The sequence below is a fragment of the Vibrio sp. 1457 genome (genome assembly GCF_033340195.1).
GTDB classification, from domain to species: domain Bacteria; phylum Pseudomonadota; class Gammaproteobacteria; order Enterobacterales; family Vibrionaceae; genus Vibrio; species Vibrio alginolyticus.
In genome coordinates, this window is sequence record NZ_JAWOWA010000021.1 from 17,678 (window position 1) to 35,843 (window position 18,166).

General features: G+C 46.1%; 17 protein-coding genes. 11 read left to right on the forward strand and 6 right to left on the reverse strand.

Annotated features, from left to right (window positions below):
* Positions 1-30 precede the first annotated feature (30 nt).
* The 6 genes from R7Z41_RS18460 to dnaA all read right to left on the reverse strand — a co-directional run bounded on the left by R7Z41_RS18460 (position 31) and on the right by dnaA (position 7,852).
* Positions 31-468, reverse strand: coding sequence for an Hsp20 family protein (locus R7Z41_RS18460; RefSeq protein WP_005378857.1), 438 nt, complete (start codon positions 466-468; stop codon positions 31-33).
* Positions 469-1,001: 533 nt separating this feature from the next.
* A complete protein-coding gene (locus tag R7Z41_RS18465) occupies positions 1,002-1,418 on the reverse strand; it encodes a GreA/GreB family elongation factor (RefSeq protein WP_017821918.1) in 417 nt (138 codons plus the stop codon).
* A 343-nt stretch (positions 1,419-1,761) separates the two neighbouring features.
* On the reverse strand, positions 1,762-4,179 hold the full coding sequence (gyrB, locus tag R7Z41_RS18470) for a DNA topoisomerase (ATP-hydrolyzing) subunit B (protein ID WP_005378841.1): 2,418 nt from the start codon (positions 4,177-4,179) through the stop codon (positions 1,762-1,764).
* A 13-nt stretch (positions 4,180-4,192) separates the two neighbouring features.
* Positions 4,193-5,272: a DNA replication/repair protein RecF gene (gene recF, locus R7Z41_RS18475; RefSeq protein ID WP_005378839.1), complete on the reverse strand. Its 1,080-nt coding sequence runs from the start codon at positions 5,270-5,272 to the stop codon at positions 4,193-4,195.
* A gap of 9 nt (positions 5,273-5,281) precedes the next feature.
* Positions 5,282-6,382, reverse strand: coding sequence for a DNA polymerase III subunit beta (gene dnaN / locus R7Z41_RS18480; RefSeq protein ID WP_005394106.1), 1,101 nt, complete (start codon positions 6,380-6,382; stop codon positions 5,282-5,284).
* 63 nt (positions 6,383-6,445) lie between these two features.
* On the reverse strand, positions 6,446-7,852 hold the full coding sequence (dnaA, locus tag R7Z41_RS18485) for a chromosomal replication initiator protein DnaA (protein ID WP_005378835.1): 1,407 nt from the start codon (positions 7,850-7,852) through the stop codon (positions 6,446-6,448).
* Between the two features lie 412 nt (positions 7,853-8,264).
* On the opposite strand from dnaA, the gene R7Z41_RS18490 reads away from it, so the two are divergent.
* The 11 genes from R7Z41_RS18490 to rsmG all read left to right on the forward strand — a co-directional run bounded on the left by R7Z41_RS18490 (position 8,265) and on the right by rsmG (position 18,164).
* Positions 8,265-9,011, forward strand: coding sequence for an amino acid ABC transporter substrate-binding protein (locus tag R7Z41_RS18490; protein ID WP_005378831.1), 747 nt, complete (start codon positions 8,265-8,267; stop codon positions 9,009-9,011).
* 114 nt (positions 9,012-9,125) lie between these two features.
* Positions 9,126-9,797 carry an amino acid ABC transporter permease gene (locus R7Z41_RS18495; RefSeq protein ID WP_005378829.1) on the forward strand — a complete coding sequence of 224 codons (672 nt, stop codon included), beginning with the start codon at positions 9,126-9,128 and terminating at the stop codon, positions 9,795-9,797.
* Positions 9,794-10,531 (forward strand): amino acid ABC transporter ATP-binding protein, encoded by a 738-nt coding sequence (locus R7Z41_RS18500; protein WP_054730019.1) that lies wholly within the window; start codon positions 9,794-9,796, stop codon positions 10,529-10,531. The genes R7Z41_RS18495 and R7Z41_RS18500 overlap by 4 nt, the downstream gene beginning before the upstream one ends.
* 242 nt (positions 10,532-10,773) lie before the next feature.
* Complete coding sequence (gene rpmH / locus R7Z41_RS18505) at positions 10,774-10,908, forward strand: 50S ribosomal protein L34 (RefSeq protein ID WP_005378825.1); 135 nt, start codon at positions 10,774-10,776, stop codon at positions 10,906-10,908.
* A 46-nt stretch (positions 10,909-10,954) separates the two neighbouring features.
* Positions 10,955-11,278: a ribonuclease P protein component gene (gene rnpA / locus R7Z41_RS18510; protein ID WP_005394102.1), complete on the forward strand. Its 324-nt coding sequence runs from the start codon at positions 10,955-10,957 to the stop codon at positions 11,276-11,278.
* A complete protein-coding gene (gene yidD, locus R7Z41_RS18515; RefSeq protein WP_005378822.1) occupies positions 11,245-11,502 on the forward strand; it encodes a membrane protein insertion efficiency factor YidD in 258 nt (85 codons plus the stop codon). The genes rnpA and yidD overlap by 34 nt, the downstream gene beginning before the upstream one ends.
* 2 nt (positions 11,503-11,504) lie before the next feature.
* Positions 11,505-13,127 carry a membrane protein insertase YidC gene (gene yidC / locus R7Z41_RS18520; RefSeq protein WP_005383834.1) on the forward strand — a complete coding sequence of 541 codons (1,623 nt, stop codon included), beginning with the start codon at positions 11,505-11,507 and terminating at the stop codon, positions 13,125-13,127.
* Positions 13,128-13,257: 130 nt separating this feature from the next.
* Positions 13,258-14,619 (forward strand): tRNA uridine-5-carboxymethylaminomethyl(34) synthesis GTPase MnmE, encoded by a 1,362-nt coding sequence (mnmE, locus tag R7Z41_RS18525; RefSeq protein WP_005383836.1) that lies wholly within the window; start codon positions 13,258-13,260, stop codon positions 14,617-14,619.
* Between the two features lie 100 nt (positions 14,620-14,719).
* The gene (mioC, locus tag R7Z41_RS18530; protein WP_005378900.1) at positions 14,720-15,154 is read left to right on the forward strand and encodes an FMN-binding protein MioC; all 435 of its coding nucleotides are present in this window, start codon (positions 14,720-14,722) and stop codon (positions 15,152-15,154) included.
* A gap of 479 nt (positions 15,155-15,633) precedes the next feature.
* On the forward strand, positions 15,634-17,529 hold the full coding sequence (gene mnmG / locus R7Z41_RS18535) for a tRNA uridine-5-carboxymethylaminomethyl(34) synthesis enzyme MnmG (RefSeq protein WP_005378901.1): 1,896 nt from the start codon (positions 15,634-15,636) through the stop codon (positions 17,527-17,529).
* Positions 17,529-18,164, forward strand: coding sequence for a 16S rRNA (guanine(527)-N(7))-methyltransferase RsmG (gene rsmG, locus R7Z41_RS18540; RefSeq protein ID WP_005378902.1), 636 nt, complete (start codon positions 17,529-17,531; stop codon positions 18,162-18,164). The genes mnmG and rsmG overlap by 1 nt, the downstream gene beginning before the upstream one ends.
* Positions 18,165-18,166 lie beyond the last annotated feature (2 nt).

Consider the following 18,166-nt stretch of genomic DNA (forward strand, 5'->3'; position numbering starts at 1 on the left):
TTCTCATTCTATAACCGGGTGGTTAACTGATTAGTTGTTCTCAATCAGGTTGTTGCCACCGATAGCAATCTTACGTGGTTGCATGGCTTCAGGGATTTCACGAACTAAATCGATATGAAGCAGACCGTTTTCCATTGATGCACCCACGACTTTTACGTAATCCGCTAGCTGGAATTTACGTTCAAAATCACGTTCTGCAATACCTTGGTAAACGTAGTTTTTGCCTTCTTCTGCTTTACGTTCGCCCTTCACAATCAACATGTTTTCGTTTTGAGTCAGATCGAGCTGTTCTTCAGCAAAGCCAGCAACGGCCATAGTAATACGGTAGTTGTGCTCGTCTTTTTGCTCAATGTTGTATGGAGGGTAACCGCCAGAAGTATTTTTCGCTGTATTCGCTTCCATCAGGTTTAGCAGACGATCAAAGCCAATTGCATTACGGTATAGTGGTGAGAAATCTACATTACGCATAAATCTATCCTCTTAATTAAGCAATAGTCTTAGTTCAGATGAGTTCAATCCTACTGGCGTGTTTATGCAAAAACCAACGCCGAACTAAGAGATTCTTATCATTCCACTGGCCTTGGTTTGGCTCGGAGACATGATATTGAATCTAAAGGTTTAAGTTGTGTGCTAAAACGCCATATCCTCTTCTGAGCGATCTCGTTTTAGCGATTTCAGAGGGCTGGTCTTCTAGTCTCTAGCAAGCCAGTCACCCTCTTCATAACTAGATATAAGGTCGTCAAAAATGACTTTCAAGGGAAAAAACAAAAAATTTTTAAAGCATCCACAATCCCCTTGAACAGCTTAGTTCCTCATCACTTCGCGATCAGTGATAAAAAGCCCGCCGTTCTGGAGGGCTCAATCTACACTTTACTTGCGGGAGGATTTACGCGCTTTTACAACGCCCTTTTCTGCCGCCTTTTCCTGCTTTAGTTTGCGCTTTTCTTTTAGACTCAACTGCGGTTGTTTCTTTTCTTTCTTACTCATGACTTCACCTCTATTTATTGGCACAACAGACAACCACACAGCATTTTCTGAGCTGGTGGTTGCGATTGATGAACAATTTCAGTAATCACAAAGCAGCGTCGCTGATTAAAAATTTCCACTTCGAGCGCATCATTTTTAGCTCGACCTAATAGTCGAGACCCCAAATAAGAATCGACCGCGAGCATACCTGTCATGGGTTGCCCCTTGCGCGAGCTGACCAATGTCATGCGATATTGATAGGCGCGTTCAACATCCACTAAGCGAACCGTGTCCCCAACCGCAATACGAGTTCGGTTACGGCAATGGGCTTGTTGCTCGCAGGTTTCAAATAGCGATAACAACCTTAGTGGTGATTGATAGGTTAAAAAGCGACTGGTTAACCACCAAGTTCGCAGCGCCAAGCAGTACGCTGAGAACCAGCGTTCAAACATGATTATTTCCTTCTTAATGCCTTGTCTTACAAATAAATTCAGTGCATTGAACCGGAAGTGCATCACTTCCGGCTTAGTTCAGGAAAGTCATCACCATTTTCTTAGTCTCCTTAATCATCAGCTCTTCAGCACTATAGCGAGCAGAAAAAAGAAAGCAAAAGCGCTCAAGCGAACAAAATGGCGAGAAAAAAAGAAAACAGATATAAAATGGCAGGCTTGATCGGGTTGTTGGCAGTTAGTACCAGAAAAACATCCGCTTTAGCAGAAAGTGGCGATTTTAGCTGGTGGTACAACAAAAAAAGCAGCGATTTCTCGCTGCTTTTTACTATCACGAAAAGTGTCGTTATACGTCTAGGTTCGCTACTTTCAGTGCGTTCTCTTCGATGAAGTTACGACGAGGTTCTACTTGGTCACCCATTAGCGTAGTGAACAGTTGATCTGCGCCTACCGCATCTTCAATCGTTACCTGCATCATACGACGAGTTTCTGGGTCCATGGTGGTTTCCCAAAGTTGGTCTGGGTTCATCTCACCTAGACCTTTGTAGCGCTGACGGCTTAAGCCACGCATTGACTCTTTCACTAACCAGTCAAGCGCTTCTGCAAAGTTTGCCACTGGCATAGTACGCTCACCACGTTTGATGTACGCGCCTTCTTCCAGAAGTCCATCAAGTGCTTCTGATAGATCAGCCAACTTGCCGTACTCTTTCGAGTTTAGGAAGTCGATGCTAATTGCATGTTCGTGCGTCACGCCGTGAGTACGAACCACAATCTTAGGCAAGTTTAAGCCTAGCTCTTCGTGCTGCTCAACTTCGTAGCTGTACTGGCTTGCACCCACTTCTTTCGCATTCAGCTGTTCAATAAGCTGCTTCGTCCACGCTTCCACAACTGATGCGTCATGGCATTGCTCTGGCGTTAGGCGAGGAGTGTAAATCAACTCGTTTACCAAAGCACTTGGGTAACGACGGCTCATACGTTCCGCCAGTTTAATACCCGCATTGTACTGTTGAACAAGCTTCTCTAGTGCTTCACCAGCCAATGCTGGTGCTTCTGCGTTTACGTGTAGCGATGCATTGTCCAGAGCCAATGATACTTGGTATTGGTTCATCGCTTCTTCATCTTTGATGTACTGCTCTTGTTTGCCTTTTTTCACTTTGTATAGTGGTGGCTGAGCGATGTACACATAGCCACGCTCGATAAGCTCTGGCATTTGACGGTAGAAGAAGGTCAACAGTAGCGTACGGATGTGCGAACCATCGACATCGGCATCGGTCATGATGATGATGTTGTGGTAACGAAGCTTGTCCGGGTTGTACTCGTCACGACCGATACCACAACCTAGTGCGGTGATCAGTGTTGCTACTTCTTGAGAAGATAGCATCTTGTCGAAACGTGCTTTTTCTACGTTAAGAATCTTACCTTTTAGCGGTAGGATCGCTTGGTTCTTACGGTTACGGCCTTGTTTTGCGGAGCCGCCTGCCGAATCACCCTCCACTATGTATAGTTCAGAGAGTGCCGGATCTTTTTCCTGACAGTCTGCAAGTTTACCTGGAAGGCCAGCTAGGTCTAGTGCACCTTTACGGCGCGTCATTTCACGAGCTTTACGCGCTGCTTCACGAGCACGTGCTGCATCGATGATTTTCGAACAAACCATCTTCGCTTCTGTCGGGTTCTCAATCAAGAACTCAGACAGTTTTTCACCCATTGCAGACTCAACAGCTGATTTCACTTCAGAAGAAACCAGTTTGTCTTTTGTTTGGCTTGAGAACTTAGGATCAGGCACTTTCACCGAAACAACCGCAGTTAGACCTTCACGCGCATCGTCGCCTGAAGTCGCTGTTTTCGCTTTCTTCGAGAAACCTTCTTTATCCATAAAGCTGTTCAATGTACGTGTTAGCGCAGCACGGAAACCAGCAAGGTGAGTACCACCATCACGCTGTGGGATATTGTTGGTAAAGCAGAAGATGTTCTCTTGGAAACCATCGTTCCATTGCATCGCCACTTCAACTGAAATGCCGTCTTCACGCTCAGAGTTAAAGTGGAAGATTTTTTCGATGATTGGCGTTTTGTTGGTGTTTAGGTGATCAACGAACGCTTGAATACCACCTTCATACATGAAGTGATCATGTTTGTCCGCTTCACGTTCATCAACCAATTTGATCGACACACCAGAGTTCAGGAATGACAGTTCACGCAGGCGTTTCGCCAGAATGTCATAGTGGAACTCAGTGTTAGAGAACGTTTCGGCACTTGGCCAGAAACGAATTTGTGTACCGGTTTTATCCGTATCACCCACAACGGCTAGTGGCGCTTGAGGCTCACCATGGCGGTAGGTTTGCGTATGGATATGGCCACCACGATGAATCGTTAGCTCAACTTTCTCTGATAGTGCGTTTACTACTGAAACACCTACCCCGTGAAGACCACCCGATACTTTGTATGAGTTATCGTCGAACTTACCACCCGCGTGAAGAACCGTCATGATTACTTCTGCTGCAGAGACATTTTCCTCTGAGTGGATTTCTGTTGGAATGCCACGACCATCATCGCTAACGGAAACCGAGTTATCCTCATGAATTGTCACAACGATGTCTTTACAGTGACCTGCCAACGCTTCATCAATTGAGTTATCCACCACCTCGAAAACCATGTGGTGAAGGCCGGTGCCGTCGTCCGTATCGCCGATGTACATTCCTGGACGCTTACGTACCGCATCCAGACCCTTCAGTACCTTAATACTCGATGAATCGTAATTTTCAGACATGAGTTTCTCTCTTCTAGTTTGACTCTATCCTGCCATGTTCCACATGAAACAATTTACCGTTATCGTCCAACATATCGGCGATTTGGCTTTCAGTGATAGAGCTTACAAATACTTGTGCGCCCGTCTCTTTTAAGCAGTCAGCAAGACGCTTGCGACGTTGGCTATCTAATTCCGACGCGAAGTCATCAATTAGGTAAATGCATTGTTTACCGGCCATCTCTGTCAGGTGTTGCCCTTGCGCTACACGCAATGCACACACCATGAGTTTTAATTGACCGCGTGACAGAACATCTTCAACGGGCGTTCCGTTCACTTTAATGCGCAAATCAGCTTTGTTTGGGCCACTAAAGGTGTATCCCAATGCCTGATCACGCTCAAAATTCTTTTCTAGTATCTCGTGGTATGGGGTGTCTTTATCCCAGCCACGATAATACTTCAATTGGATCTCAAATTCTGGCAAAAATGTCTGACAGATAGTTTCTGCGACAGTTTTCATCTGCTCGATGTAACTTGCTCGCCATTGGCTGATGTTTTCAGCCAATCCTGCCATTTCCTGATCCCAATAACTGAGCTCACGATAACTATTGGCGGTTTTCAACAACGCGTTGCGCTGCTTGTTCAGGCGCTTGAACCTTCCCCATGCTTGATAAAAAGCGGGCTCGGTATGAAACACGCCCCAATCAATAAACGCACGACGATGTTTAGGGCCATCTGTCAGTAAATCAAACCCTTCTGGGTGTATCAACTGCAGAGGCAGAACTTGTGCCAACTGCGCTAATTTTTGTCCAGATTGACCGCCTATTTTAACCTCTGTTGAGCCATCACGCTGCTTATTAATGCCGATAGGTAGCTCAAATTGATCCGAGTTCAAAAAACGACCATGAACAAACAGTTCGTCACACTCATTTTGTATCACTCGTCCGGTGAGAGAGCTCTTGAATGAGCGGCCATGCCCGAGCAGATAAACCGCTTCTAAGACACTGGTTTTACCGCTGCCGTTCGGCCCGATAAGAAAGTTAAAGCCTGCTGATAACTCAATATCACAGGCTTTAATGTTTCGAAACTGCTGAATGATGAGACGAGAAAGAGGCATTCAGTTGGCTTATAGACGAATTGGCATCACCACGTACATGGCACTGTCATCGTCGGCATTTTCAATCAACGCGCTAGCGTTAGCATCCGACATCGACACACGTACATTTTCACAACGCAACGTGTTCAGAACATCAAGCACATAGCTTACGTTAAAGCCGATTTCGATGGCGTCACCTTCAAAGGTTACATCAAGCATCTCTTCCGCTTCTTCTTGTTCTGGGTTATTCGCGGTTATGCGCATTTCAGTATCAGCCAGATTCACACGCACGCCACGGAATTTTTCGTTGGAAAGAATCGCAGCACGAGAGAAGGCTTGGCGCAACTCGTCACAACTTGCTATTAGTGTCTTATTGGTGCTCTGAGGCAATACACGGCGGTAGTCAGGGAAACGACCATCAACCAACTTAGAGGTAAAAGTAAAGTTATTCACCTCAGCACGAACATTGGAGCTACCGATCTGAAGTACTACAGGCTGCTCTGGCGCATCCATCAACTTTACTAATTCTTGCACACCTTTGCGTGGCACGATGATTTGCTTCTGCGCAAAGTCCGCACCTAGCTGAGTTTGCGATACCGCCATACGGTGGCCGTCCGTCGCCACGCTGCGTAGCGTGGTGCCGTCAATTTCAAACAACATGCCGTTGAGGTAGTAACGAACGTCTTGATTCGCCATCGAGAACTGAGTTTTGTCGATCAGCGTACGTAGATCGGCTTGGCTCAGTGATACTTCCACTTCGCTTTGCCAGTCTTCAATATTAGGGAAATCGTTCGCTGGAAGCGTTGCCAATGAGAAACGGCTGCGACCAGAGCGAACTTGTACGCGATCACCTTCTAATACAAATGTGATGATCGCATCGTCCGGTAAACCACGGCAGATATCGAGAAACTTACGCGAAGGAACGGTAATGCTGCCCGCTTCAAAATCACCTTCTAGCGTCACTTTGCTTACTAACTCTACTTCAAGATCGGTTGCCGTCATCGACAATACGTTCTCTTCTACTTTAAGAAGTAGGTTACCCAGGATTGGCAGGGTTGGTCGGCCACCTAAAGCGCCCGAAACCTGCTGTAGCGGTTTGATTAAATGACTACGTTCAATGGTAAATTTCATGCTTGGCTCTTTACGCTGTCAGCTCAATAAATGATTTGCTTAGAATACCGTTATTCTAACCGATTACGAAGACAGGGTGCGAATCAAGTTAGAGTAATCTTCTTTAATGTCGTGGCTCTCTTCACGCAGCTGCTCAATCTTGCGACAAGCATGAAGTACGGTCGTATGATCGCGGCCCCCAAACGCATCGCCAATTTCAGGCAAACTGTGGTTGGTTAGCTCTTTTGCTAACGCCATAGCCAGCTGACGAGGACGCGCTACAGAACGAGAACGACGCTTAGACAGCAAGTCCGCTACTTTAATCTTGTAGTATTCCGCCACTGTCTTTTGAATGTTATCGATTGTCACAAGCTTCTCTTGTAGAGCAAGCAGATCGCGCAGCGCTTCACGAACAAAATCAATCGTAATTGGACGACCAGTAAAGTTCGCGTTCGCGATAACACGGTTCAGTGCACCTTCGAGCTCACGAACGTTCGAACGCAGACGCTTGGCAATGAAGAATGCCACTTCATCAGCAAGGTGGATTTGGTGATCTTCAGCTTTTTTCATCAAGATCGCCACACGTGTTTCAAGCTCAGGCGGCTCGATCGCAACAGTAAGACCCCAACCAAAGCGAGATTTAAGACGATCTTCAACGCCATTAATTTCTTTAGGATAACGGTCAGACGTTAGAATGATCTGCTGATTACCTTCCAATAGTGCGTTGAAGGTATGGAAGAATTCTTCTTGTGAACGTTCTTTATTAGCAAAGAATTGGATGTCATCGATAAGGAGCGCATCCACGCTGCGGTAGTAGCGTTTGAATTCTTCAATCGCATTGTTTTGCAGCGCTTTTACCATGTCTTGCACAAAACGCTCTGAGTGCATGTAGACCACTTTTGCGTTCGGGTTGTTATCCACAATCGCGTTACCCACCGCATGCAATAAGTGGGTTTTACCCAAACCCGTGCCGCCGTATAGGAATAGTGGGTTGTAAGCTGCACCTGGGTTATCCGATACCTGACGCGCCGCAGCCAAACCCAGTTGGTTCGACTTACCTTCAACAAAGTTATCGAACTTGTGTTTTGGGTTCATGTTTGAGCGGTGATTGATAGCCGCAATCGCTTGAGCGTCGTCATCCCAGGTTTTGTGTACTGGCTTACGCGCCTGTAATTGCGCAGGTGCAGATGACTCGGCAGCCACATCTGCAGGCGTACGTGTCGGCGCTGGTTTTGGTGCAGAGACAGGTCGGCTCCCCACTTCAAAACGTAAGTTAGGAATATCGCCACCGCAGTATTCCTGCAGTAAGCGAGTAATATTGTTCAGATACTTATCACGCACCCAGTCCAACACAAAGCGGTTTGGCGCGAATAGAGTGAGAGTATTGTCATTGAGCTCCGCTTGTAGCGGACGAACCCACATGCTGAATTCTGTAGCTGGTAGCTCTTCTTGAAGCTGCTGCAAACATTGCAGCCAAAGCGAAGATGACACGGTGCCCCCACTGAGTAATTGAATTATCGGAAAAGACTGGCAATTTTACCTGTTGATAACCAAGATCGCCAGCGATTGATCGACGATCCAGTGAATAAGATCCAAGTTATTCACAATTATTTCTGCAAACTTGATGAGATCAACACACCTTGCCCCAAATTTGCCCACACAACGATCCACAATTGGGCAAAATTCACAAGATCGAGCGATTGGTGATAAGTCTGTGTATTATTTTATTCCCAATGCTGATTTTGTCGATCATTTCGCTAGGTTCAGTTCGCATTTTCGTCACATTTAACATTCTTCTTCTATTATCTAATAACTCACAGGTCTAGGTTATTGCTCTTGGTTATTTATTTAATTGAGCTAACTAACAGTAGTATTTCCAACCATAAAATTATGGAGATGTATTATGAAAAACTGGATTAAGGTTGCCGTTGCAGCCATTGCACTGTCGGCAGCAACCGTACAAGCCGCTACTGAAGTCAAAGTTGGTATGTCAGGTCGCTACTTCCCGTTTACTTTTGTAAAGCAAGACAAGCTACAAGGCTTTGAAGTCGACATGTGGGATGAAATCGGTAAACGTAACGATTACAAAATCGAATACGTAACAGCCAACTTCTCTGGTTTATTTGGTCTTTTAGAAACTGGTCGTATCGATACGATCTCCAACCAAATCACCATGACTGATGAGCGTAAAGCTAAATACCTATTTGCTGACCCTTACGTTGTAGATGGCGCACAAATTACCGTGCGTAAAGGCAACGACAGCATCAAAGGTGTTGACGATCTTGCGGGCAAAACCGTTGCGGTCAACCTAGGCTCTAACTTTGAGCAACTACTGCGTCAATACGACAAAGACGGCAAGATCAACATTAAAACGTACGACACAGGTATCGAACATGACGTGGCGCTCGGTCGTGCAGACGCGTTTGTAATGGATCGTCTTTCTGCGTTAGAGCTGATTAAGAAAACTGGCCTTCCTCTGGAATTGGCAGGTGAACCGTTTGAGACCATTCAAAACGCATGGCCTTTCGTTGACAACGAGAAAGGTCGTAAGCTGCAAGAAGAAGTAAACAAAGCACTGGCTGAGATGCGCGCAGATGGTACAGTAGAGAAAATTTCCGTGAAGTGGTTTGGCGCTGACATCACGAAATAAGAACTCTTTGTACTTTAGGCCGCAAAGTGGTATCACTCTCGGACTAAAATAAACTTACGTAAAGGTGGAACTTGTTTTCCACCTTTTCTTTTCTCTAGCCTTTAGGTAAGCCGTATGGGATTTGACTTTAATTACATGTTGGAACTGCTGCCGATATTGCTGAAATATCTTGGCACAACCATGGAAATGGCGACATGGGGATTGGTGTTTTCGCTGATTTTATCCGTCATTTTAGCCAATATTCGCGTATTTAAACTGCCAGTTCTGGATCAATTAAGCCAACTGTACATCAGCTTCTTCCGTGGCACCCCACTGTTGGTTCAGCTTTTCCTGCTCTATTACGGCTTACCGCAAATTTTTCCATTGATGGTCGGTATCGACGCCTTTTCAGCAGCGGTTATCGGTTTAACGCTGCACTTTGCCGCTTATATGGCGGAAAGTATTCGTGCCGCCATTATTGGCATTGATCGCAGCCAAATGGAAGCGAGCTTATCGGTCGGTATGACGACATCCCAAGCAATGCGCCGAGTGATTTTACCTCAAGCAACGCGTGTCGCACTGCCTTCATTGATGAACTATTTCATCGATATGATCAAGTCAACGTCTCTTGCTTTCACGCTTGGTGTGGCCGAAATCATGGCGAAAGCACAGATGGAAGCCTCATCAAGTTTCCGTTTCTTTGAAGCTTTCCTTGCGGTTGCTCTTATTTACTGGGGCGTGGTGGTGATTCTGACTCGCGTACAAATCTGGGCAGAAGCAAAACTGAATAAGGCGTACGTACGATGATTAAGTTAGAAAATATTCACAAACGTTTTGGTGAGACTGAAGTGCTGAAAGGCATCGACCTCGATATTAAGCAAGGTGAGATCATCGTGATTATCGGCTCAAGTGGTACGGGTAAATCAACCTTGCTGCGTACGGTGAACTTTCTAGAACAAGCAGATGAAGGTCGTATCACGATAGATGACATCTCCGTTGATACTCAAAAACACACTAAAGCCGAAGTATTAGCGCTGCGTCGTCGAACTGGCTTTGTGTTCCAAAACTATGCCCTGTTTGCCCACATGAATGCGCGCCAGAACATTGCCGAAGGTCTAGTGACCGTTCGAGGTTGGAAAAAAGCCGATGCTCTCAAACGAGCGCAACAAATTCTGGATGACATCGGCCTTGGGGATAAAGGCGATAGTTATCCAGCGTCATTATCTGGCGGCCAACAACAACGTGTGGGTATCGGCCGAGCGATGGCGCTGCAACCAGAACTGCTGTTGTTTGACGAACCAACTTCTGCGCTGGATCCTGAATGGGTCGGTGAAGTTCTCTCATTAATGAAGAAGTTAGCTAATCAGCATCAAACCATGCTGGTGGTGACGCACGAGATGCAATTCGCGAAAGAAGTCGCTGATAGAGTGATCTTCATGGCGGAAGGCAATATCGTTGAGCAAGGTTCTCCACAGGATATCTTCGATAATCCACAAGATCCTCGTTTGAAAAAATTCCTTAACCAAGTAGGAATAGAGTAACGATCAAGCATCAGGATCGATTGATCCTTGAGATTTTACTCACACTACGTATAATCGCCCGGCCGGAATTTCGTACTCATTGAGTCATTGACACATTATGTGAGTGTGATTACAATTCCGCCTCTTTGTTGAGAGGCGTCGGTTGTCCTTCTCTATATAAAGAGCTTCTTTATATAAGAAAGCAAATACCCACGCCGGGTTTAACAAGAACCTAAAACTACTGATCAGTAAAGGTAATTATCATGAAACGCACTTTTCAACCTACAGTTCTAAAGCGCAAGCGTACTCACGGCTTCCGTGCTCGCATGGCAACTAAGAACGGTCGTAAAGTTATCAACGCACGTCGTGCAAAAGGCCGTGCGCGCCTATCAAAATAATCGCTAGTTTATTTTGAACACGTACGCGTTTAATCGGGAGTTACGTTTGTTAACTCCCGAGCATTATCAAAACGTCTTCCAGCAAGCTCATCGAGCTGGCTCGCCTCATTTCACCATCATTGCTCGCAATAACAAACTTTCTCACCCACGATTAGGTTTAGCGGTTCCCAAAAAGCAAATCAAAACGGCTGTCGGTCGTAACCGATTTAAGCGTTTGGCTCGTGAAAGCTTTCGTAACAATCAACATCAGCTTCCAAACAAAGATTTTGTTGTGATTGCGAAGAAAAGCGCGCAAGATTTAAGCAATGAGGAAATTTTTAAGTTGTTTGATAAGCTATGGCAACGCCTGTCTCGCCCTTCACGTGGATAGCCATTGGGCTCGTTTATCTGTATCGCTGGTTTATCAGCCCTTTGATTGGTCCTCGTTGCCGGTTCACACCAACCTGTTCCACTTACGCGCTAGAAGCTTTGAGAGCTCACGGTTTTGTAAAAGGATGTTGGTTATCAGGCAAACGTCTATTAAAATGCCACCCTTTGAATGAAGGGGGGTATGACCCCGTTCCACCAGTCCAAAAACAAGACAGAGATAACTAACGATGGATTCTCAACGTAATATCCTGCTCATCGGTTTGGCCCTGGTTTCTTTTTTGCTGTTTCAACAATGGCAAGTTGCAAAGAATCCAGAACCTCAAGCAGTTGAACAGGCTCAATCAAGCAGCACTCTACCTGCACCATCTTTTGCTGATGAACTTGACCCAGTTCCTGGTCAACAGCAAGCTTCTGCAAAAACTATCACAGTAACGACTGATGTTTTAACTCTGTCGATCGACACCGTTGGTGGCGATGTGGTACATGCCAACCTTAACGAATACTCTGCTGAGTTAGATTCATCAGATTCCTTTGTTCTGCTTAAAGACGCTCAAGGTCACCAATTTATCGCTCAAAGCGGTCTAGTGGGTCCTCAAGGTATCGACTTGAGCAGCACAAATCGCCCTCACTACAACGTAAGTGCAGACAGCTTCACAATGGCTGACGGTCAAGATGAACTTCGCGTTCCGATGACATTCACTGCAAACGGCATCGAATACACCAAAACTTACATCTTTAAACGCGGCAGCTACGCGCTTAATGTTGAATACGATGTAGTGAACAACTCAGGCAACAACGCAACATTTGGTATGTACGCTCACCTACGTCAAAATCTAATGGACGATGGTGGTAGCATCACAATGCCTACTTACCGTGGTGGCGCATACTCAACAGAAGATACGCGTTACAAGAAGTACAGCTTTGATGATATGCAGGATCGCAACCTGTCTCTTAACCTAGCCGATGGCCAAGGTTGGGCAGCAATGATTCAGCACTACTTTGCCGCAGCTTGGATCCCACGTAACGAACCAGGTACTAACCTATACACTCGTGTAATTGGCAACCTCGGCGACATCGGCGTTCGTATGCCGAACAAAACTATCGCAACAGGCGATCAGGCTAAGTTTGAAGCAACACTTTGGGTTGGTCCAAAACTGCAAGATGAAATGGCAGAAGTGGCACCTAACCTAGACCTAGTAGTGGACTACGGCTGGTTATGGTTCATTGCGAAGCCTCTTCATATGTTGCTTTCATTCATCCAGAGCTTTGTTGGTAACTGGGGTGTGGCAATCATCTGTCTGACCTTCATCGTTCGTGGTGCAATGTACCCACTAACAAAAGCGCAATACACGTCTATGGCGAAAATGCGTATGCTTCAGCCTAAGCTGCAAGCTATGCGTGAGCGTATCGGTGATGACCGTCAGCGCATGAGCCAAGAAATGATGGAACTGTACAAGAAAGAGAAAGTGAACCCACTAGGTGGCTGTTTACCTCTTATCCTACAGATGCCTATTTTCATCGCGCTTTACTGGGCACTAATGGAATCGGTAGAGCTACGTCACTCTCCATTCTTCGGTTGGATTCATGACCTTTCAGCGCAGGACCCTTACTACATCCTGCCGCTATTGATGGGTGCGTCTATGTTCCTAATCCAGAAGATGAGCCCGACAACGGTAACGGATCCAATGCAGCAGAAGATCATGACCTTTATGCCGGTTATGTTTACCTTCTTCTTCTTGTTCTTCCCATCAGGTCTCGTTCTGTACTGGTTGGTGTCGAACATCGTAACGCTTATCCAGCAAACTCTGATCTACAAAGGATTAGAGAAAAAAGGCTTACACAGCAAGTAACCTTTTAGGAAATGATTGAGAAAGGCGGCCAAAAGGTCGCCTTTTTGTTTTTGGCTGATTACAATTCAGCTAATTAATTGTGATGGCTCCCTAGGTATCTTCCCTATAGCCCAGCTCAAAAGGCAAAATTATGACTACAGATACGATTGTCGCTCAAGCGACCGCGCCTGGTCGTGGCGGTGTCGGTATTATTCGAGTTTCTGGCCCTAAAGCCAACCAAGTGGCGTTAGAAGTCACTGGCAAAACACTAAAGCCCCGCTACGCAGAGTACCTGCCGTTTAAGTCAGAAGATGGCACTGTGCTTGATCAGGGCATCGCACTGTACTTCCCTAACCCACACTCATTTACCGGTGAAGACGTACTTGAGCTGCAAGGCCATGGCGGCCCTGTCGTGATGGATATGCTGATAAAACGCATTCTAGGTATAGATGGTATTCGAGCTGCTCGCCCTGGTGAGTTCTCTGAACGCGCATTTCTGAACGATAAACTCGACCTCGCTCAAGCCGAGGCGATCGCAGACCTCATTGATGCCAGTTCTGAAGAAGCAGCAAAATCGGCACTGCAATCCTTACAGGGCGCATTTTCAGGCCGCATTAATACCTTAGTTGAGTCGCTGATTCATTTGCGTATCTATGTTGAAGCAGCCATCGACTTCCCTGAAGAAGAGATCGACTTTTTGGCCGACGGTAAAGTGGCTGGTGACCTACAAGCCATCATCGACAACCTAGATGCGGTGCGCAAAGAAGCTAACCAAGGCGCTATTATGCGTGAAGGGATGAAAGTCGTGATTGCGGGTCGTCCAAATGCGGGCAAATCAAGCCTGCTGAACGCACTATCGGGTAAAGAGTCTGCAATCGTAACCGACATCGCAGGAACCACGCGTGATGTACTGCGTGAGCATATCCATATTGATGGCATGCCACTACACATCATTGATACAGCAGGTTTGCGTGATGCTTCCGATGAAGTAGAGAAAATCGGTATCGAACGCGCGTGGGATGAAATAGCCCAAGCAGACCGCGTGTTGTTCATGGTGGATGGCACGACAACCGACGCCACCGATCCGAAAGATATCTGGCCAGATTTTGTGGATCGCCTACCAGACAACATTGGCATAACTGTGATCCGTAATAAAGCGGATCAAACGGGTGAAGATATGGGGATCTGCCACGTCAATAACCCTACTCTTATCCGTTTGTCAGCGAAGACTGGTGCAGGGGTTGAAGCTCTGCGCGATCATCTCAAGGAGTGTATGGGCTTCTCTGGCAACAGTGAAGGTGGGTTTATGGCTCGTCGTCGTCATCTCGATGCATTAGAACGTGCCGCACAGCACCTTCAAATAGGCCAGGAGCAGCTTGAAGGCTATATGGCAGGTGAAATATTGGCTGAAGAGCTACGTATCACCCAACAACATCTCAATGAGATTACCGGTGAGTTCAGTTCTGACGACTTACTGGGACGAATCTTCTCTTCATTCTGTATCGGGAAGTAAATAATCGAACGCGCGGTGCTGAGCTTAACTCACACCGCGTTTCTTTTTGTACGGCAAGCCATCCATGAGCTTTAGCCGTCGCATTCAATAAGGAAGAAGTATGATCCACATTATTACAGGCAGCACGTTAGGTGGCGCAGAATACGTAGGGGATCACCTGAGTGATCTACTCAACGAGAATGGATTTGAAACAACGATCCACAACCAGCCTTCCCTCAGTGATATCGAAAATCAAGGTACGTGGTTGGTGATCACCTCTACACATGGAGCTGGTGAGTATCCTGATAATATCCAACCTTTTATCGCAGCATTACAAAATACACCGCCAAAAATGACTGATGTAAAATTTGCGGTGATTGCGATTGGTGACTCTAGCTACGATACGTTCTGTGCCGCTGGTCAACACGCTTATGATTTATTAGAGGATATTGGTGCAACCCCTCTCGCAGATTGCTTTAAAATCGATGTACTGAGCCATGATGTGCCAGAAGACGCCGCAGAAATGTGGTTAAAAGAGAATATCGAACGTTTTTAAACTCACGACTTTCCCTTCAACAGAGTCGAAATTCGGCTCTGTTTTCTCCCATGTGAATAACTCTCCCACCAAATTATTTTGTTTAACCGCTCAAAAACCAACCAAACAGACTGTGGATAACTACAATAAGATCCAGTGATTTTCCTTTAGTTATCCCAATAACAACTTTGATCAATTTCACCCCCTGTGTATAACCACCACTTTTGATCCCAGGTAATCCTCGATCTGATCCAATCATGATCACAAGATATGATCCAAAGAAGATCCATGATCTTGTTGATCATTTTTAGGTTATCCACAGAAACGGTCGATCCTAATAGTAGATCTAATAAAAGATCATATATATAGATCTTATATATATTTATCTTGAAGCTTAAAACGGATAAAACGAGAAAACGTTTTTCTCTCTGGCATAAAGCAGGTAAAATACGGCTCCTTTATCTGTCCATTAAATCCCTTTGAATACCTGAGGTCAGTTCATGCTTTATCACGAAAACTTTGACGTCATTGTTGTCGGTGGCGGACACGCAGGAACGGAAGCCGCGCTCGCATCTGCACGCACAGGACAAAAAACGCTTCTCCTTACCCATAACATCGATACATTAGGCCAGATGTCTTGTAATCCGGCGATCGGTGGTATTGGTAAAGGTCACTTAGTAAAAGAAGTAGATGCTATGGGCGGTTTGATGGCTGAAGCCATCGACCATGCAGGTATTCAGTTTCGTACACTAAATGCCTCCAAAGGTCCTGCAGTACGAGCAACTCGAGCTCAAGCCGATCGCGCTCTGTACAAAGCGTACGTTCGTAATGCATTAGAAAATGCGCCTAACTTAACGTTGTTCCAGCAGTCAGTTGATGATCTGATTGTTGAACAAGATCGCGCAGTTGGTGTGGTAACTCAAATGGGACTTCGCTTCCATGCGAAAGCCGTTGTGCTAACCGTGGGTACCTTCCTTGGTGGTAAGATCCACATAGGTATGGAAAGCTCGTCTGGTGGTCGTGCCGGGGATCCACCATCGATCGCATTAGCGGATCGACTGCGTGAACTGCCGTTCCGTGTGGATCGTTTAAAAACAGGTACTCCACCGCGCATTGATGCTCGTACTGTTGATTTTTCAGTGCTAGAAGCTCAGCACGGTGATAACCCAACGCCTGTATTCTCGTTCATGGGCAAACGTGAACAGCATCCGCGTCAGATTCCATGTTTCATCACCCACACCAATGAACAAACTCACGATGTGATCCGCAGTAACTTGGATCGCAGTCCAATGTACGCAGGTGTGATTGAAGGTATTGGTCCTCGTTACTGTCCGTCTATTGAAGACAAAGTGATGCGTTTCGCTGACAAAAACAGCCACCAAATCTTCATTGAGCCAGAAGGCCTAACCACGCACGAGTTATACCCTAATGGTATCTCGACCAGCTTGCCATTTGATGTGCAAGTACAAATCGTGCGCTCAATGAAAGGGTTTGAAAATGCGCACATCGTTCGCCCAGGTTATGCGATTGAATATGATTTCTTCGATCCACGTGATTTGAAGCAAACGTACGAGACGAAGTTCATCCATGGTTTGTTCTTTGCTGGCCAGATTAATGGCACGACTGGCTACGAAGAAGCCGCAGCGCAAGGCTTGATGGCCGGTCTAAATGCAAGCTTGTTTAGCCAAGACAAAGAAGGCTGGAGCCCACGTCGTGACCAAGCTTACATGGGCGTGTTGATTGATGACTTATCGACCATGGGTACCAAAGAGCCGTACCGCATGTTCACTTCTCGTGCGGAATACCGCCTGCTACTTCGTGAAGATAACGCCGATTTACGTTTAACGGAAAAAGCGCGCGAGCTAGGCTTGATTGATGATGTTCGTTGGGCTCGCTTTAACGAGAAAATCAACAATATGGAAACGGAGCGTCAGCGTTTGAAAGCAACGTGGATGAATCCGAAGTCAGAGGGTGTTGATGAGCTGAACAAGCTGCTGAAAACCCCAATGGCCCGTGAAGCGAGTGGTGAGGATCTTCTGCGTCGTCCAGAGATCACTTATTCGCAACTGACGCAACTTGAAGCGTTTGCTCCTGCACTTGAAGATCAGCAAGCGGCTGAGCAAGTTGAAATTCAAGTGAAATACGATGGTTACATCAAGCGTCAGCAGGAAGAGATCGAAAAATCACTGCGTCACGAAAATACCAAGTTACCTGCTGATTTGGATTACCGCGATGTAAAAGGTTTATCAAACGAAGTCGTTGCTAAACTGAGCGAGGCCAAACCAGAGAGCATTGGTATTGCATCACGCATTTCTGGTATTACGCCTGCTGCAATTTCTATTCTACTTGTTCACTTGAAAAAGCATGGTTTGCTGAAGAAAGGTGAGGAAGAATAATGAGCGCATTGCGAACAAAGCTGGATTCACTGATCGCGAAAACCGATTTGGAAGTGTCAGAACAGCAACGAGAGCAGTTAGTTGGTTATGTCGAACTGCTCGACAAATGGAACAAAGCGTACAATTTAACATCGGTACGTGATCCGCTTGATATGTTAGTGAAACATATTCTTGATAGTATCGTTGTAAGCGCACACCTGCCCGGTGAGCGCTTCATTGATGTTGGTACTGGTCCGGGGTTACCGGGCATCCCTTTGGCAATAATGAACCCTGAGAAAACCTTCTTTTTGCTCGACAGTCTTGGCAAACGCATTCGTTTTATCAAGCAAGTCGTGCACACATTAGGGCTGAAAAACGTGACACCAATTCAAAGTCGCGTCGAAGAATTCCAACCTGAAGAAAAATTTGATGGCGTTTTGAGTCGAGCTTTTGCTTCAATGACAGACATGGTGGAATGGTGCCACCATTTGCCGAAACAAGAGCACGGGGTGTTTCTAGCGCTGAAAGGACAGCACCCTAAAGATGAAATGGATCAGCTTCCTGAATGGTGCAGTGTGACAGAGATCATATCTTTGGCTGTTCCTGAGTTGGAAGGTGATCGTCATCTAGTAATCTTATCGCGCAAGGAAAATTAGCG

Excerpts from the sequence above, each read along its gene's own strand:
- R7Z41_RS18460 (WP_005378857.1), bottom strand. The coding sequence starts at position 468 with ATGCGTAATGTAGATTTCTCACCACTATACCGTAATGCAATTGGCTTT.
- R7Z41_RS18465 (WP_017821918.1), bottom strand. The coding sequence starts at position 1,418 with ATGTTTGAACGCTGGTTCTCAGCGTACTGCTTGGCGCTGCGAACTTGG.
- gyrB (WP_005378841.1), bottom strand. The coding sequence starts at position 4,179 with ATGTCTGAAAATTACGATTCATCGAGTATTAAGGTACTGAAGGGTCTG.
- recF (WP_005378839.1), bottom strand. The coding sequence starts at position 5,272 with ATGCCTCTTTCTCGTCTCATCATTCAGCAGTTTCGAAACATTAAAGCC.
- dnaN (WP_005394106.1), bottom strand. The coding sequence starts at position 6,382 with ATGAAATTTACCATTGAACGTAGTCATTTAATCAAACCGCTACAGCAG.
- R7Z41_RS18490 (WP_005378831.1), top strand. The coding sequence starts at position 8,265 with ATGAAAAACTGGATTAAGGTTGCCGTTGCAGCCATTGCACTGTCGGCA.
- R7Z41_RS18495 (WP_005378829.1), top strand. The coding sequence starts at position 9,126 with ATGGGATTTGACTTTAATTACATGTTGGAACTGCTGCCGATATTGCTG.
- R7Z41_RS18500 (WP_054730019.1), top strand. The coding sequence starts at position 9,794 with ATGATTAAGTTAGAAAATATTCACAAACGTTTTGGTGAGACTGAAGTG.
- rpmH (WP_005378825.1), top strand. The coding sequence starts at position 10,774 with ATGAAACGCACTTTTCAACCTACAGTTCTAAAGCGCAAGCGTACTCAC.
- yidD (WP_005378822.1), top strand. The coding sequence starts at position 11,245 with ATGGCAACGCCTGTCTCGCCCTTCACGTGGATAGCCATTGGGCTCGTT.
- yidC (WP_005383834.1), top strand. The coding sequence starts at position 11,505 with ATGGATTCTCAACGTAATATCCTGCTCATCGGTTTGGCCCTGGTTTCT.
- mnmE (WP_005383836.1), top strand. The coding sequence starts at position 13,258 with ATGACTACAGATACGATTGTCGCTCAAGCGACCGCGCCTGGTCGTGGC.
- mioC (WP_005378900.1), top strand. The coding sequence starts at position 14,720 with ATGATCCACATTATTACAGGCAGCACGTTAGGTGGCGCAGAATACGTA.
- mnmG (WP_005378901.1), top strand. The coding sequence starts at position 15,634 with ATGCTTTATCACGAAAACTTTGACGTCATTGTTGTCGGTGGCGGACAC.
- rsmG (WP_005378902.1), top strand. The coding sequence starts at position 17,529 with ATGAGCGCATTGCGAACAAAGCTGGATTCACTGATCGCGAAAACCGAT.